This window comes from Pseudomonas edaphica, from assembly GCF_965277385.1.
GTDB lineage: Bacteria > Pseudomonadota > Gammaproteobacteria > Pseudomonadales > Pseudomonadaceae > Aquipseudomonas > Aquipseudomonas edaphica.
The window spans coordinates 120,307-134,134 of record NZ_OZ255725.1; the positions used below are offsets into that span (position 1 = coordinate 120,307).

Sequence of the window (13,828 nt, forward strand, 5' to 3'; positions counted from 1 at the left end):
CAACCCGATTGTCATGGCGTGCCGATGAGTTTATTCAGCTTGAACAACTCATTGTTCGAGGTGACCCCAAGCTTGCGAAACGCCGCGGTTTTCTGGGTGCTGATGGTTTTGATGCTGCGGTTGAATTTCTCGGCAATCTCACTCACCGTCATGCCCGCCAGGTAACAGCGAATGACTTCCTGCTCACGGCTGGTCAACTCCGCCTGGACCAACGCGTCAGGCGCATCGCCACGGCCTTGGCCAGTATCGCTGGTCACCGTCTCCGCCAGGCGGTAGGTCATGTCGGTACTCAGGTACACCGCACCCGCCGCCACCTTGCGGATGGCCTTGACCAACTGCGCCATTTCTTCACCCTTGCCGACAAAGCCACGGGCACCGACACGCATGGCCAGGCTGACCGTCGCCGGGTCGTGGTGCGTGGACAAAACAAGGATATGACAGCTGGGAAATTTGACCCGCAAGGCGCGGATCAGTGAGACCCCGTCCAGCTCGTCAGGGTTCAGGGAGAAGTCCAGCAGCAGCAGGTCTGCTGGCGCCGAGGCGAGGCCGGCGATCAGGTCGCGGCTGCGCGCATAAATGCCAACCACTTCAAAGTTCGCCTCGGCCGCCAACGTGGCGGCTAGCCCGTGTCGAACAACTGCGTGATCATCCAGCAAAGCAATACGTATTGGTTTCATCGTGATCGACCCACTCGGCACAACGCTGTCGGAATACTGGGATACCCCACCGCTACAACGTTCAACCCGTCTTTGAGTATAAGCAAGGATCGGTAAATCACACCCCGCTCGTTCCCGGGTGTCGGGAACCAGGATCAAATACCATCAATAATGTGTTTGATCCTGAACAACTCATTGTTCGATACCACGCCCAACTTGCGAAACGCCGAGGCTTTTTGTGAGCTGATGGTCTTGATGCTGCGATTGAATTTTTCGGCGATATCGGTAATGGTCATACCCGTCAAGTAACACCGAATCACGTCCTGTTCACGCGCGGAAAGGCTGACAAAACGCAAGGCTTCATCGCGGTTCTGCTCGTCACCGATATGGTTCACCGCCGTCGCTTCGGCTACCCGGTAGGCCATGTCCGGGCTCAGGTAGACCTCCCCGGATGCCACCAACCGAACCGCACTGATCAACTGGTTGATATCTTCACCCTTGCCAAGAAACCCGCGCGCGCCGACACGCAGGGCCAGGATCACGGTGGCGGCATCGTGATGCGTGGAGAACATCAGAATGCGGCATTGCGGGTACTTCACTCGCAACGCACGAATCAACAAGATGCCGTCCAGTTCACTGGGCCCGAGCACGAAATCCAGCAACAGCACATCGGCGGGCAGCAACGCGAGCCCAGCCATCGCTTCACGGCTGCGGGCGTAGACACCCACCACTTCAAAATCAGGTTCCTGCTGCAATCGATTGATTAACCCGTGCCGCACGATTGCATGATCATCGAGCAAAGCGATTCTTAAGCATTTCATAACGTGGAAGGCACTCTTTATAACGAGCAAAAGGATGAGGCCTGCAACATTCTCATCTTTAGTAAGTTCTCGTCATCGCAGACGAACCTATAAAATCAACGGCATCCGTGATATTGAACAATCGCACATAACACACATAACAACAGCCAAACCCACTCAGTGACCGCTAGTTTTCAAACAGTGAGTGGATGCGAAAGTTAATGCACGGGCACTCATTCGGGTATCAGATCACTCCTAAAAGCGCCCAGCACCAGCACTATTTTCCCGCTGAATAACAAAGTTCAAGAAATCGTCCATTTCCATTGGGCGAGCCAACGCGTAACCCTGCCCCACTCGGCAACCCAAACGATAGAGCAACGCAATCGTCGACTCGTCTTCGATGCCCTCAGCCACCAAATTCAAACTGAGCAGTCGCGCCCAATTGACGATACCGGCAATGACTTTGCGTGAAGACGAGTGCTGTTCAACCCCACGCACAAACGATCCGTCAATTTTCATCTCATCAAACGAAAGGTTCGCCAACAGGTTCAACGTAGCCGCGCCCGTGCCGAAGTCGTCCATCGATACCTGGAACCCCTTGGCCCGAATCGCCGTCAACGAAGCGGATAGGTAGAGCTCATCCGGTTCGGGTACATCTTCAGTAAGCTCGATTTTCAGCAGCCGGTTCGGCAGGCCGGCCTGGCGCATCCGCGCGGCCAGGCGCTCGGAGAAATCGGGGGTGCAAATGGTTTTAGCCGACGCGTTTACAGCAATGGGAATCCCGATATGTTCGCGTTTGAGCGCGAGCATGGCCTTGATCGTCCACATCTCCACCAGGCTGAACAGCAGCAGGTCCAGGCCCAGGCGGTTGACCAAGGGCATCAATACCGAAGGGGGGATTTCCCCAAATCGTGGATGCTTCCAACGCACCAGCGCTTCGGCCCCCACGATACGCCGGCTCAGCAGCTCAAATTGCGGTTGGAACACAAAACGCAAGCCCTCGCCTGTGGTCAGCGCGTTGATCACCTCATCTTCGGCCAAGTCATCAAAAGTGTTCATATTCAGCCTTGCATCCGGCTGCGCGCGCGTCAGCACGACCGCGCGCAAGGCGTCGCCCAGCGCCAGGGTTGCGCCTTCGCGCAGGATTTGCACGGAGATCCCCGCCGTTCGCGCCAACCGCGCATGGGACTCCAGCGCACTGACCGCAACCCCGCCCATGTACTTGATCCAGAGCGGGCTTGCAGGCGTTTTACGGGTCACGTCGACCTCGCCCGCGGGCGCGTCCAAGGCCGTCTCTCCGGTCCAGAAGATGCAGGGCAACCGGGCCAGTGTGCCTGCTTCGTGCAGCCCCCTGAGCAGGCTCGGCAACATCAGCCCATCACCGCACTCTGGGCGAATTTCGCAGACAATGACGTCGATCGGGGACTCGCGCAGCCAAGCCTCAACGGCGCTCAAGGTGCCAATATTGGCAATCGGAGTTACCCCCATGCTGCTCAAGGCGAAGGCGAGCCGATGCGCACAGGCAGCATCGGATGCCAACGTGACGACACGTAGCGCGCTGAACTCGTTGGGCACGACGGCATTTTGGATCATGACAAAAATTTCCCGAGATTGTTTCAGGAAAAAAGCTTATCAGCGCCAAAACAGAAACAAATAGGACTGGGACTAAAACCGCAGTACCGCTCAGTCGACCAGTTCGCCCTTACGCGCCAACGCCCACGGCGCAATCAACCGTTGCGGCGTCTGGCAGGCTTTACGCTTGAACACAAAGTTGCGGCACTTCTCAGCAAACTGCTGGCGGTTGTGCACCATGTCCAGTTCCATCTGGGCCAACTCGTTTTGGCGGCAGCGATCCATTGGCTCAAGGTCGATAGTGGCTTTTCGCATGCGTTGCGCGGCGTATTTCTCATCGCTCAGCGCGCCTTGGGCCGCTTGCAGTAACCATTCACTGAACGCACTCGGGCAACGTGGCCCAATGTCCTGCACCATGCCCCACTGCTGTGCCTGAATGGCGCTGATCGGCAGGCACTCTTCAGTGAGCTTATGGGCAATTTCACTGCCCACCGCACGCGGCAGGCTGTAGGTCCAGTATTCGGAGCCATACAGGCCCATGCTCTTGTAATGCGGGTTGAGCACTACGCCGGCACGGGCGAAGACGATATCGGCCGCCAGGGCCAGCATTACACCGCCGGCGCCAGCGCTGCCGGTCAGGCCGCTGACCACCAGTTGGCGGGCCGTCAGCAGCTCCTGGCACACATCATCGATCGCCTGGATATTCGCCCAAGCCTCCAGCCCCGGCACGGGTGCGGCCTGGATGACGTTGAGGTGTACGCCATTGGAAAAGCTGCCGCGCCCGCCCTTGATCAGCAGCACCTGGGTGTTCCGTGCCTTGGCCCAGCGCAGTGCAACGACCAGCCGCTGGCATTGTTCAGTGCTCATGGCGCCGTTGTAGAACTCGAAGGTCAATTCGCCGACATCGCCGCGTTCACGGTAGCGAATCGGTTGATAGGCCTGTTCATTGAAGGCTTGGTGGGCAATTGAGCTGTCCAGCACGGGCACACGCGCCAGGCGCCCGGCCAACACGTGACGGGCCGGCAACTTGAAGGTTTCCTCGCCTGGCTGGGCCTTGCGTTTAAGTGAGCCGACCCACACGCTCTGATCGCCGGCCGCGACCAATACCGCATCATCCTGTACCGCAAGCATTTCACCCGGCAGGCCCCGGCGTGCATCCAGGTGCGCGTCGTACAAGTAATACTGCTCGCCGTGGATACTGGCCAACACACCCGGCTGGCCGTCGGCGGCGTCGATGCTGCGTTTGATGAAGCGCGCGCAGTCGTGCCAGCTGAAAGCACGGTCTACCTGCTTCATGTTCGGCTGCAAGCGCCCGATAACGTTGGGCTGCGTGTAATCCAGCGGCACAGGGAGCACACCACGGGTGAATTTTTCCACCACGTCGCGAATACAGGTGATCGCAGCATCACTCACCAGGCCGTTGTACAACTCGGACTTTCGCACCTCGGCGGGCATGTCGAACTCACAGGTCGACCAGACCGGCCCTGCGTCCATCTCCTCCACCGCCTGCAATGCGGTGACGCCCCAGCGACGGGCCTGCTGGGTGATGGCCCAGTCCAGCGCGCTGGCGCCACGGTCACCGACAATACCCGGATGAATGATCACCACCGGGCGGTCGAGGTTGCTCCACAACTGCTGCGGCACGCGGTCCTTGAGAAACGGACAGATCACCAGGTCGGCGTCCACCGCCTCGATTTGCCGGCACACCGTGGCTTCATCGGTGAACAGCACCACGCTGGGGTCAAACCCAGACTGGCGCAAATCCAGCCAGGCCCGTTGGGTCAAACCGTTGAATGCAGAGGACAACAAGATGATCTTCAGTGATCGCATGGCAGACTCTTCCTTGAGGTGCACGGCCACAGGCTCGCATTGAGCCGTCCCTGGCCTTTGATGGAAGCGCAAGGTTAAAAGGCCTGTCAGGCGGGGCACCTGACCGAGATCAATGTTCGGTCAGCCAGGGAGAATTGCGTCGCAAGAACCGGAGTTTCAGTGATTTGGCGCCTGCCTACACTGGCGCAAATGCACAGTGACCGAGGCTTTCATGACTCCTCTCGCCGCCACCCTGGAACGCCTGGATTGGCAAACCATCGGCCTGGAACTCGACCGCGAAGGTTTCGTCGTGCTGCCCGGCATGTTCGGGCTTGAGGTCCCAGGCTTGTTCGCCAACCTTCTAAACGACCTTTATCCGCCATTGGCACAGCTTTCCAACCGGTGGAACGACATCCTGCAACTGCCCTACCGCTACCCTCCCCAACTCACCGACTTTCATGCGCAGTGCCGCGCCGTCGGCCAGCAGCAAGCACTGCCCCAACTGACATGCCTGCGCAAAGACGAACACCAGGCGCTGGGGCAGGACGCCGAGGGCGAGCACGTATTTCCATTTCAGTTGGCCGGCGTGCTGTCTGCGCCCGGCGAGGATTTCACCGGCGGCGAATGTGTCCTTACCGAGCAACGCCCCAGAATGCAATCGCGGCCGATGGTGGTGCCGTTGCAGCGCGGCGATCTGGCCGTGATCACTACGGCACACCGCCCGTTCAAGGGCAGCAAGGGTTACTACCGGGTGAATATGAAACACGCGATCAGCAGCGTCCGAAGCGGCGAACGGCGCGGTTTTTTGCTCAGTTTTCACTTATGCCCTGGGGCGGCGCATGACTGACGAGCGCATGTGGCGGCTATTGGGCAGCGATGGCCAAGCCTACTCAAGCGCCGAACCGGGCACATTGGCTGGTCATCGACGCGGTAAACGCTACGGCACACTGGATTGCCGTGCGGCACTGCACGCCATCGCCCGTGGCTGCTATGTGCAGCACCGGGTGTTTTTCCTCAATCAATCCAGCGCCATCGCAGCGGGCTATCGCCCCTGCGCCGTGTGCATGCCGGCCGAGTATCGCCAATGGAAACTTCAGCAGCCTTTATGAACACTCACCTGGAAAACCTCGATTGGCCAATGATCGAAGCGGCCTTGATGAACGACGGCTTCGCCCTGCTGCCAAGGCTGCTGACGCGGCAAACCTGTCAGCAACTGGCAGCACTCTATGCTGATGAAAGTCACTTTCGCAGCCGCATCGTCATGCAGCGCTATGCCTTCGGGCGTGGTGAATACCAGTACTTTCGCTACCCGCTGCCGGCACTCGTCGACAGCCTGCGCTCGCATCTTTACGCGCGCCTCGCACCAGTCGCCAACCGCTGGCACGCGGCGCTGAAGATGAATCAACGATTCCCCGACACCCATGTGGAATTCAAAGCGCTATGTCACCAGGCCGGCCAATGCAGGCCCACGCCGCTGATGCTGCGCTATCGGCAAAATGACTACACCTGCCTGCATCAGGACTTGTATGGCGAGCAGGTGTTTCCGTTTCAGGCGGTGTTTCTGCTGGATCAGCCAGGCCTGGACTTCGAAGGGGGTGAGTTCGTGCTCACTCACACCGGCTCCAGCAAACCCGCACGGGCTGAGGTAGTGCCCCTTGAACAAGGCCAGGCACTGATCTTTGCCGTCAACAGCCGCCCGGCACGTTCCGCGCGTGGTTTTTGCACAGTCAGCGTGCGTCATGGGGTGAGCCGCCTGCATCGCGGAGAGCGCCACACGCTGGGGATCATTTTTCACGATGCCAAATGAATGCTGTCAACGGGTTAGCTTCACGCCCTTGATCCACTTAACCGCATCATCGACCGACTGGCCTGCACCGCCGGGCGAGACGTTGTGCCCCAACTCGGGATACAGCCGGTACTCAAAGGGTTTGCCCTGGGCTTTAAGCGTACCCAGCCGTTCGATGGCCATGAACGCCGGGGTTTGCAGGTCCTGGCCGCCCAGCAACCAGAGCCCCGGCACCGAGATGCTGGCGAGTGCGTCGCGCGGGTCGGTAGCGGCAAAATCATAGCGGTCCGGGTCTTGCGCGATATGTTGGCGGGCATCGGCCTCGCTGTGGGTATGCCAGAAATCTGCCTTGCCCTGGGTCAGAAACTGGAACCGTAGCTGCTCAAGTGTCGTCAGCAGTGGGCCGCTGAATAGCACCATGAAGTTGATGCTCCGATTACGCTCGGCGGCGAGGGGAATGATCCAGCCCGCCTGGCTGAAACCCACCAGCCCAATGGGCACTGGGTTGGCTGCAAGCGTGGCGGATAACACCACGAGCGCCGCATTCGCATCACCCGCCAGCGCCGCCAGATTGGAAGCGTCGAGGTTATTGCCGCCGACTTCCGGGCCAGCGTACACACCGCCAGATTGCCCGACGCCGCGTTTGTCGTAGGTCAACACCGCGATGCCACGTTGGGCCAGGGTTGTGGCAAAACTACTCATACGCGGCACCTGGCCGGAACCGTGTACCAGCACCACGCCGGCTACTGGATGCTCGGGCAGGTAAACCGTGCCGGCCAGTGCAACATCAGCGTTGGCAAATGTAATGTCCCGCGTCACAAAAGTGGCGGGGGCAGCCAGGGCCAACCCAGGCGTCAACATGAAAAGGCCCAGCCAAAAGCCGATGTTTCGCAGCATGATTCAATCCGCACAAAGGTACGTCCGAGTACCGGTGCGCCACTGTGCCTAGGCAGCGTTACTATCTTATGACTGGCGGCTTTTATGTGGGATACGCTGTGTCAGACACCTGGATTTTGACTGACCCACCGCATTCGCGGGCAAGCCCGCTCCCACACGAAAAGTGCGGCCCTTGGATTTGGCGCCTATAACTGCTGTAGTGAAAAAACCACCTGACGGAGCATCACTATGAACCCGACGAAAACCGCATTGGTCCTGATTGAATTCCAAAATGACTTCACCACTGCGGGTGGGGTGTTTCACGACGCGGTCAAAGGCGTCATGCACAGCACCGACATGCTGGCGAACACTGCAACCACCGTTGAGCAAGCCCGAAAACTTGGTGTGAAGATCATCCATATGCCGATTCAATTTGCCGACGGCTACCCCGAGCTGACGCACCGCTCCTACGGCATTCTCAAGGGTGTGGCAGACGGCAGCGCCTTCCGGGCCGGCAGCTGGGGCGCGGACATCAGCGAGGCACTGAGCCGTGAGCCGGCAGACATCCTCATAGAAGGCAAACGCGGCCTGGATGCGTTTGCCACCACCGGCCTGGACCTGGTGCTGCGCAACAACGGCATCCAGAACCTGGTCGTCGCAGGCTTTCTGACCAATTGCTGTGTCGAAGGCACGGTTCGTTCAGGCTATGAGAAAGGCTACGACGTGGTGACGTTGACCGACTGCACCGCCACCTTCAGTGATGAGCAACAACACGCCGCCGAGAACTTCACCTTGCCGATGTTCTCGCAAACGCTGAAACACACCCAGTTTCTAAAGGCGTTGAACGCCCAATAAATACAACGGCGACTCATCACTGAGTCGCCGCCTGCTTGCGGGCCGGCCTCACTCGTCGGGCACGTACTGCATCTCTCCGTTGCCAAACGACCAATCTTCGCGTTTCACATCCACCAGGTTGATCCACACATCTTCTTTGCGCAGCCCGGTTTTGGCGTGGATGCCCTCAGCGATACATTTATAAAAAGCCTTTTTCACTGCGATGCTACGCCCGGCGCTCCAGGTCACCTGGATAAACACGATGTTCGGCGTGTAGGTAATCCCCAGATAACCCGCCGCCGGATACACCAACTCATCCTTGGCGTGACGATTGATGATCTGGAATTTGTCGTGCTCAGGCACATTGGCCGCGCTGGTCATGGCGGCGTAGACCACATCGCCAATCGCAGCGGCGGTTTCAGTGGAGGTGTCGGCGGCCAGGTCGATTCGAACTAAAGGCATGGGAAATTCCTCGGCAGGTCAGTGGCCGGTGCTCGAAAGTGGCCATTGGCACTACGCTAGCCCGAACAACAAAATTCATCAAGCGCATATTCATTTATTTAATAATGCGTAAGTTGCATGTTATTCATTCTCCCGGCAAACGCCTAATCAGCGCTGATCGACGAGTCGATCAGCGCCTTCGGCCCCTAAAGCATCGGCGACAGGCTGACCACCCGCAGCGCCAGCCCCTCATATGCGTCCAACGTGATGGTGAACTCACCTTCAGCGGTGAGATCGCCCTCGACCCGCTCATTGATGATGTCCACCACCGGCCCCGGCGCAATGTCGGGCAGGTGCAGGGTTTCGGTCAGCGCCGTACTGCCGAAGTTGAGCGCAGTGATTTGCGTGCCCTTCCCGGCCGGCAACTCGTGAACCATGATCAGCAGACCCGGGTGCTCCACATCCGGCACCAGGATCTGGCGGCTGGCGGCGATTCCATAGGCGTTGCGCACCGCGAGAATTTTCTGCAGCTGTGACGCGAACGAATCCGGGTCCTGCAACTGGCTGTTGAGGCTGCCGTAGAGGGTTTTCGCCCTTGGCATCTGGCCGGCGGACAGTTCGGCGTCCGGGTTCAACTCCACCAGGTCATAGGCACCGCGATGAATCCAGCGCGTGTCGCCATCGCCCATCAAGTGGGCAACCGCATCGGCGGCCAACGGCAACGCGCCGACCAGGTCCCAGCCAGACAGGGCAAACACCCCAGGCTGCATGGCGTTGTACATCACCAGCAGTATATGGATACGGCGGATCTGCTCGATATCGGCCGGCGTGATCGCCTCCAGGTCACGGATGCCCAAGGCTGCCGTGATAATGCTGGCGGTGGTGCAGGAAACCCCATTGGTGACGAACTTGAGGTTATACGGCGCATGCTCGCCGGCGAGGCGCTCGTACATTTGCTCGCGGATATGCTCACGCAGGCTGTTGCCGGGGAAGGTCTGGCCCTGGTAGAGGTAGCTGTCGTGGGCGTGCAGGGTCCAGAAATGCACCAGCTCCAGGGTCAGCTCATCGTGGTTTTGCAGCGCATGAATCAAAGAGCCTGGGTCAATGCCCTGGCTGTGCATCTCACGCAGCATCAGGCGCAGAAATTCGGTGTCGCCCAGCAGTAACGCATGCTGATACGCCGGGCGCGTGATGAAGTCATAGGACAGGTCGGCGCCGCCGTGGGACATGGCGGCAATATCGTCGACAGTGAGGTTCAACTCCTGAAAGCTGAACCCGCCCGCCTTGCGAATCGCCCCGCCCAGCAACTGGTTGCCGGTGATCGACAACGGGTGGCTTTCCGACCAGGCAGTGCCGTCCAGCTTGCGTTCCACGCCGAGGAAGCCGTTGGCGTCCAGGCGCAGGATCTTGGCGCCCATCACATCAATGGCATGCAGGGCGTCGCCGATGATCATTTGCTGCGCGGCAAACGAGGGGTCCAGCCAGTTCAATGACGGCTGGCCTTCCTTGAAGTAATGCAGGTACACCCAGCGGCGCGGCTTGTCATCCACGCCAACCACCACCGGGGTTGCGCTCCAGTCAGTTTCCTTGACGCCAGGTTCGAAGAAGATCACCCGCTGCAACTGGCCAACGATGTAATGCTTGTCGCGCAGCGCATCCACCTGCGCAGGGCTGAGGTTCTGCGCATCCCGCCCCTCGGCAACGTCGGGCAGCAAGGGCCAGTCTTCCTCGCGGATCTCGACCATGTGGTAGAGCCCCGGATAATCCTCGTACGCCATCTCTGCCAGGCGGAAGTCCGCGCCCTTGCCCGTGTGGGAGGGGATCACATCGTCGATGATCACCGCATTGTGCGCGGCGGCCATGCGCGTCAGGGCCTGCAACTGCGCTTCGGTGCCCAGCTGTGGGTCAATCTCGAAGCTGATGCGGTCGAAATTGCCATCGATAGTCGGCGTATGCCGTGTACCGTCGAGCCCGCCGGACTTTTTCAACGGGCCGTTGTGAATGCCCTGGATGCCGATCTTCGACAACGCCTGCCACAGGCTTTCATCGCCCAGGGCTTCGAGCACCGTGCCGTTCTCACGGGTCACAATCGAGGCCGGATAAGCGGTGAACCATACCGACGACAACGCTGAGGCATCACGCGGCCGGGTCTGCGCATACGGCTGCTGCCACAAACGCCCTTGCCCGCTGTACAGCCTTGCCCGCTGACGCGCCGCATTGAGCATGGATTGTTGCACCAGCCAGTTCACATGATCGTTATCCGCCGCCGTCATAAGCCTGTTTCCTCTTGCCGTGAAAAGGTTATTGGTAAGCATAGGAGCGGCGGAGGCCTTGATTCGTTGCATTTACTCCAATTGCCGGTACTGCCTGGGCGTAAACCCGGTCAATGCCTTGAACTGGCGGGTAAATGCGCTGTGGTCGGTGTAGCCGCATTGCAACGCCACCTCGGTGATCGGCAGGTCGGTGTGCAACAGCCGGTGCGCATGCTCCAGGCGCACCTTCTGGATCATCTGCCGGGGTGTGAGGTGGAATACACGTTTGCAGTAGCGCTCCAGTTGCGCCACGGAAATCCCGGCAATGCGGGTCAGCTCGCCGAGAGTGACACGGCGATTGAAATGTTGGCGAATGTGTTCATCCACGGCGGCCAGGCGCTGGTAGGCCGGATGCTTTTCGCTGGCCGATTGCAGGTCCACCGAAATACCCGCCAGGCCGATGATCGCGCCCTTGTCGTTGTACAGCGGCCATTTGTGCGTCAGGCACCAGCCCGGTTCGCGGCTGCCATACAGGTGCAGCTCAAGCTGGTCTTCGAGCACAAAACCCTGCTCCAGCACGCGCCGGTCCTGCTCGGTATAGCCCGGCCCCAATTGTGCGGGGAACACTTCGGCGCTGGTCTTACCCAGCAGCGGCTGCAACTGTTTGAGGCCGCAGCGTTGCACCAGGGTGTGGTTGGCGAGGACGTAGCGGGCGTCGATATCCTTGATGAAAATCGCGGCATTGGGGATCACATCGAGCAAGGGCAACAACTGCGCGACCCCGGCCAATAGTTGCTCGATGCTGTTGGGGCGGTTGGCCTGTAGAAAGCTCGCAAATGCACTGGGCAGCATGGCCTGCACTCCATTTTTTTTAAGCAGATTGCCCTATGCCAGCCTGAGTATCCACACAAGGTTGTGGCAGCCTTGGAGGCCACACTCGGTCAAAAATGTGGGAGCTGGCTTGCCTGCGATGCAGACGCCTCGGTCATTCAGGCAAACCGAGGTCATGCAATCGCAGGCAAGCCAGCTCCCACAAAAAAGCCTGGATCTACGCATTCAAACTGTGCCGAATTCGTCATCCACATCAACGCAAAACATCAATCGCAGCGCCCCTTGATCGGTTCAGGATAACGCCACTGCATGCCTATCCAATAACTCACAAGAAGGCGCCGCCATGTCTGCTCAAGGCAAGTTCAAGAAACAACTTTCACTGATGGACCTGACCTTTATCGGGTTAGGCGCCATCTTCGGTTCGGGCTGGTTGTTTGCGGCCAGCCACGTGTCCGCCATCGCCGGCCCGGCGGGGATTATTTCCTGGCTGATCGGCGGTTTCGCCGTGCTGCTGCTGGGCATTGTGTACTGCGAACTCGGCGCCGCCCTGCCCCGCGCCGGTGGCGTAGTGCGTTACCCGGTGTATTCCCATGGCCCGCTGCTGGGCTACCTGATGGGCTTTATCACGCTGATCGCGTTCTCAAGCCTGGTGGCGATCGAAGTGGTCGCCTCGCGCCAATACGCCGCTGCCTGGTTTCCCGAACTGACCAAGGTCGGTTCCAGCGACCCCACCACCCTGGGCTGGCTGGTGCAGTTCGCCCTGCTGTGCCTGTTCTTTGTGCTCAATTACCGCAGTGTGAAAACCTTCGCCATCGCCAATAACCTGGTCAGCGTATTCAAGTTCATCGTGCCGCTGCTGGTGATTGGTGTGCTGTTTACCTTCTTCAAACCGGCGAATTTCCAGACCCAGGGTTTTGCCCCGTTTGGCCTGTCGGGCATCGAGATGGCGGTGTCGGCCGGCGGAGTGATTTTTGCCTACCTGGGCCTCACGCCGATCATCTCGGTGGCCAGTGAAGTAAAGAACCCGCAACGCACGATTCCGATTGCCTTGATCCTCTCGGTGCTGCTGTCGACTGCCATCTATGTGCTGCTGCAAACCGCCTTCCTCGGTGGCGTGCCGACCGAGATGCTGGCCGATGGCTGGGCGGGTATCAGCAAGCAACTGGCGCTGCCTTATCGTGATATTGCCCTGGCGTTGGGCGTGGGTTGGCTGGCCTACCTGGTGGTGGCCGATGCGGTGATCTCACCCAGCGGCTGCGGCAATATCTACATGAATGCCACGCCGCGTGTGGTGTACGGCTGGGCGCAGACCGGCACGTTTTTCAAGATCTTTACGCGCATTGATGAGAAGTCCGGCATCCCGCGCCCGGCGCTGTGGTTGACCTTTGGTTTGTCGGTGTTCTGGACCCTGCCGTTTCCGTCCTGGGAAGCGCTGATCAATGTGGTGTCGGCGGCGCTGATCTTAAGCTACGCCGTGGCCCCGGTGACCGTCGCCGCGCTGCGCCGCAATGCGCCCGGCATGGCCCGGCCGTTCCGGGTCAAGGGCATGGCGGTGCTCGGCCCGCTGTCGTTCATCATCGCCGCGCTGATCGTTTACTGGTCCGGCTGGAGCACCGTGTCGTGGCTGCTTGGCCTGCAAATCCTGATGTTTGTGGTGTACCTGCTGTGCGCACGCTGGGTGCCGACCGCGCACCTGAATCTCAAGCAACAAGTGCGCTCGTCGGCCTGGCTGATCGGCTTCTACGCGGTGACTATCCTGCTGTCCAAGCTCGGCAGTTTCGGCGGTATCGGCGCGATCAGCCACCCGTTTGACACGCTGGTCGTAGCCCTCTGCGCCCTGGGCATCTACTACTGGGGCGCTGCCACCGGCGTGCCCGCGCACCTGGTGCGCCTGGAACACGAAGACGACGAAAGCGAAGCGGTCAGCGACGCGCATTACAGCGCGCCACTGTCGCCAGCCACTCACTGATG

At 59.7% G+C, this 13,828-nt stretch carries 13 protein-coding genes; 5 read left to right on the forward strand and 8 right to left on the reverse strand.

Features of this window, described 5'->3' with window-relative positions; translation table 11 throughout:
* Window positions 1–11: 11 nt before the first annotated feature.
* The 4 genes from ACQY47_RS00585 to ACQY47_RS00600 all read right to left on the reverse strand — a co-directional run bounded on the left by ACQY47_RS00585 (window position 12) and on the right by ACQY47_RS00600 (window position 4,858).
* On the reverse strand, window positions 12–677 hold the full coding sequence (locus ACQY47_RS00585; RefSeq protein ID WP_017138859.1) for a response regulator transcription factor: 666 nt from the start codon (window positions 675–677) through the stop codon (window positions 12–14).
* Window positions 678–811: 134 nt separating this feature from the next.
* Window positions 812–1,477 carry a response regulator transcription factor gene (locus ACQY47_RS00590; protein ID WP_170037525.1) on the reverse strand — a complete coding sequence of 222 codons (666 nt, stop codon included), beginning with the start codon at window positions 1,475–1,477 and terminating at the stop codon, window positions 812–814.
* Between the two features lie 234 nt (window positions 1,478–1,711).
* On the reverse strand, window positions 1,712–3,049 hold the full coding sequence (locus tag ACQY47_RS00595) for an EAL domain-containing protein (RefSeq protein ID WP_305453610.1): 1,338 nt from the start codon (window positions 3,047–3,049) through the stop codon (window positions 1,712–1,714).
* A gap of 90 nt (window positions 3,050–3,139) precedes the next feature.
* Complete coding sequence (locus ACQY47_RS00600; protein ID WP_428554625.1) at window positions 3,140–4,858, reverse strand: hydrogenase maturation protein; 1,719 nt, start codon at window positions 4,856–4,858, stop codon at window positions 3,140–3,142.
* Window positions 4,859–5,069: 211 nt separating this feature from the next.
* On the opposite strand from ACQY47_RS00600, the gene ACQY47_RS00605 reads away from it, so the two are divergent.
* Genes ACQY47_RS00605 through ACQY47_RS00615 form a run of 3 tightly spaced genes read left to right on the forward strand, consistent with a single transcriptional unit; the run spans window position 5,070 to window position 6,644 of the window.
* Window positions 5,070–5,684: a 2OG-Fe(II) oxygenase gene (locus ACQY47_RS00605; protein WP_026013829.1), complete on the forward strand. Its 615-nt coding sequence runs from the start codon at window positions 5,070–5,072 to the stop codon at window positions 5,682–5,684.
* Window positions 5,677–5,946: a metal-binding protein gene (locus ACQY47_RS00610; RefSeq protein ID WP_099549701.1), complete on the forward strand. Its 270-nt coding sequence runs from the start codon at window positions 5,677–5,679 to the stop codon at window positions 5,944–5,946. The genes ACQY47_RS00605 and ACQY47_RS00610 overlap by 8 nt, the downstream gene beginning before the upstream one ends.
* Window positions 5,943–6,644, forward strand: a complete 702-nt coding sequence (locus ACQY47_RS00615) for a 2OG-Fe(II) oxygenase (RefSeq protein WP_428554630.1) — start codon at window positions 5,943–5,945, stop codon at window positions 6,642–6,644. Before ACQY47_RS00610 ends, ACQY47_RS00615 begins: the two co-directional genes overlap by 4 nt.
* 6 nt (window positions 6,645–6,650) lie before the next feature.
* Here the strand turns inward: ACQY47_RS00615 and ACQY47_RS00620 are convergent, their stop codons facing one another.
* Window positions 6,651–7,520, reverse strand: a complete 870-nt coding sequence (locus ACQY47_RS00620; protein WP_428554633.1) for an alpha/beta hydrolase family protein — start codon at window positions 7,518–7,520, stop codon at window positions 6,651–6,653.
* Window positions 7,521–7,748: 228 nt separating this feature from the next.
* Here ACQY47_RS00620 and ACQY47_RS00625 point away from each other — a divergent pair, with 228 nt between their 5' ends.
* Window positions 7,749–8,354, forward strand: coding sequence for a cysteine hydrolase family protein (locus ACQY47_RS00625; protein WP_428554636.1), 606 nt, complete (start codon window positions 7,749–7,751; stop codon window positions 8,352–8,354).
* Between the two features lie 48 nt (window positions 8,355–8,402).
* Here ACQY47_RS00625 and ACQY47_RS00630 read toward each other — a convergent pair whose 3' ends face one another.
* The 3 genes from ACQY47_RS00630 to ACQY47_RS00640 form a co-directional block, all read right to left on the reverse strand.
* On the reverse strand, window positions 8,403–8,795 hold the full coding sequence (locus tag ACQY47_RS00630) for a tautomerase family protein (RefSeq protein WP_428554639.1): 393 nt from the start codon (window positions 8,793–8,795) through the stop codon (window positions 8,403–8,405).
* A gap of 185 nt (window positions 8,796–8,980) precedes the next feature.
* Window positions 8,981–11,047 carry a maltose alpha-D-glucosyltransferase gene (gene treS / locus ACQY47_RS00635; protein WP_428554642.1) on the reverse strand — a complete coding sequence of 689 codons (2,067 nt, stop codon included), beginning with the start codon at window positions 11,045–11,047 and terminating at the stop codon, window positions 8,981–8,983.
* 72 nt (window positions 11,048–11,119) lie between these two features.
* Complete coding sequence (locus ACQY47_RS00640; RefSeq protein ID WP_099549696.1) at window positions 11,120–11,878, reverse strand: AraC family transcriptional regulator; 759 nt, start codon at window positions 11,876–11,878, stop codon at window positions 11,120–11,122.
* A gap of 322 nt (window positions 11,879–12,200) precedes the next feature.
* Here ACQY47_RS00640 and ACQY47_RS00645 point away from each other — a divergent pair, with 322 nt between their 5' ends.
* On the forward strand, window positions 12,201–13,826 hold the full coding sequence (locus ACQY47_RS00645) for an APC family permease (protein ID WP_017138871.1): 1,626 nt from the start codon (window positions 12,201–12,203) through the stop codon (window positions 13,824–13,826).
* Window positions 13,827–13,828: the final 2 nt, after the last annotated feature.

Bases quoted from the DNA above. Each gene is read 5' to 3' on its own strand.
- ACQY47_RS00585 (WP_017138859.1), bottom strand. From the start codon at position 677: ATGAAACCAATACGTATTGCTTTGCTGGATGATCACGCAGTTGTTCGA.
- ACQY47_RS00590 (WP_170037525.1), bottom strand. From the start codon at position 1,477: ATGAAATGCTTAAGAATCGCTTTGCTCGATGATCATGCAATCGTGCGG.
- ACQY47_RS00595 (WP_305453610.1), bottom strand. From the start codon at position 3,049: ATGATCCAAAATGCCGTCGTGCCCAACGAGTTCAGCGCGCTACGTGTC.
- ACQY47_RS00600 (WP_428554625.1), bottom strand. From the start codon at position 4,858: ATGCGATCACTGAAGATCATCTTGTTGTCCTCTGCATTCAACGGTTTG.
- ACQY47_RS00605 (WP_026013829.1), top strand. From the start codon at position 5,070: ATGACTCCTCTCGCCGCCACCCTGGAACGCCTGGATTGGCAAACCATC.
- ACQY47_RS00610 (WP_099549701.1), top strand. From the start codon at position 5,677: ATGACTGACGAGCGCATGTGGCGGCTATTGGGCAGCGATGGCCAAGCC.
- ACQY47_RS00615 (WP_428554630.1), top strand. From the start codon at position 5,943: ATGAACACTCACCTGGAAAACCTCGATTGGCCAATGATCGAAGCGGCC.
- ACQY47_RS00620 (WP_428554633.1), bottom strand. From the start codon at position 7,520: ATGCTGCGAAACATCGGCTTTTGGCTGGGCCTTTTCATGTTGACGCCT.
- ACQY47_RS00625 (WP_428554636.1), top strand. From the start codon at position 7,749: ATGAACCCGACGAAAACCGCATTGGTCCTGATTGAATTCCAAAATGAC.
- ACQY47_RS00630 (WP_428554639.1), bottom strand. From the start codon at position 8,795: ATGCCTTTAGTTCGAATCGACCTGGCCGCCGACACCTCCACTGAAACC.
- treS (WP_428554642.1), bottom strand. From the start codon at position 11,047: ATGACGGCGGCGGATAACGATCATGTGAACTGGCTGGTGCAACAATCC.
- ACQY47_RS00640 (WP_099549696.1), bottom strand. From the start codon at position 11,878: ATGCTGCCCAGTGCATTTGCGAGCTTTCTACAGGCCAACCGCCCCAAC.
- ACQY47_RS00645 (WP_017138871.1), top strand. From the start codon at position 12,201: ATGTCTGCTCAAGGCAAGTTCAAGAAACAACTTTCACTGATGGACCTG.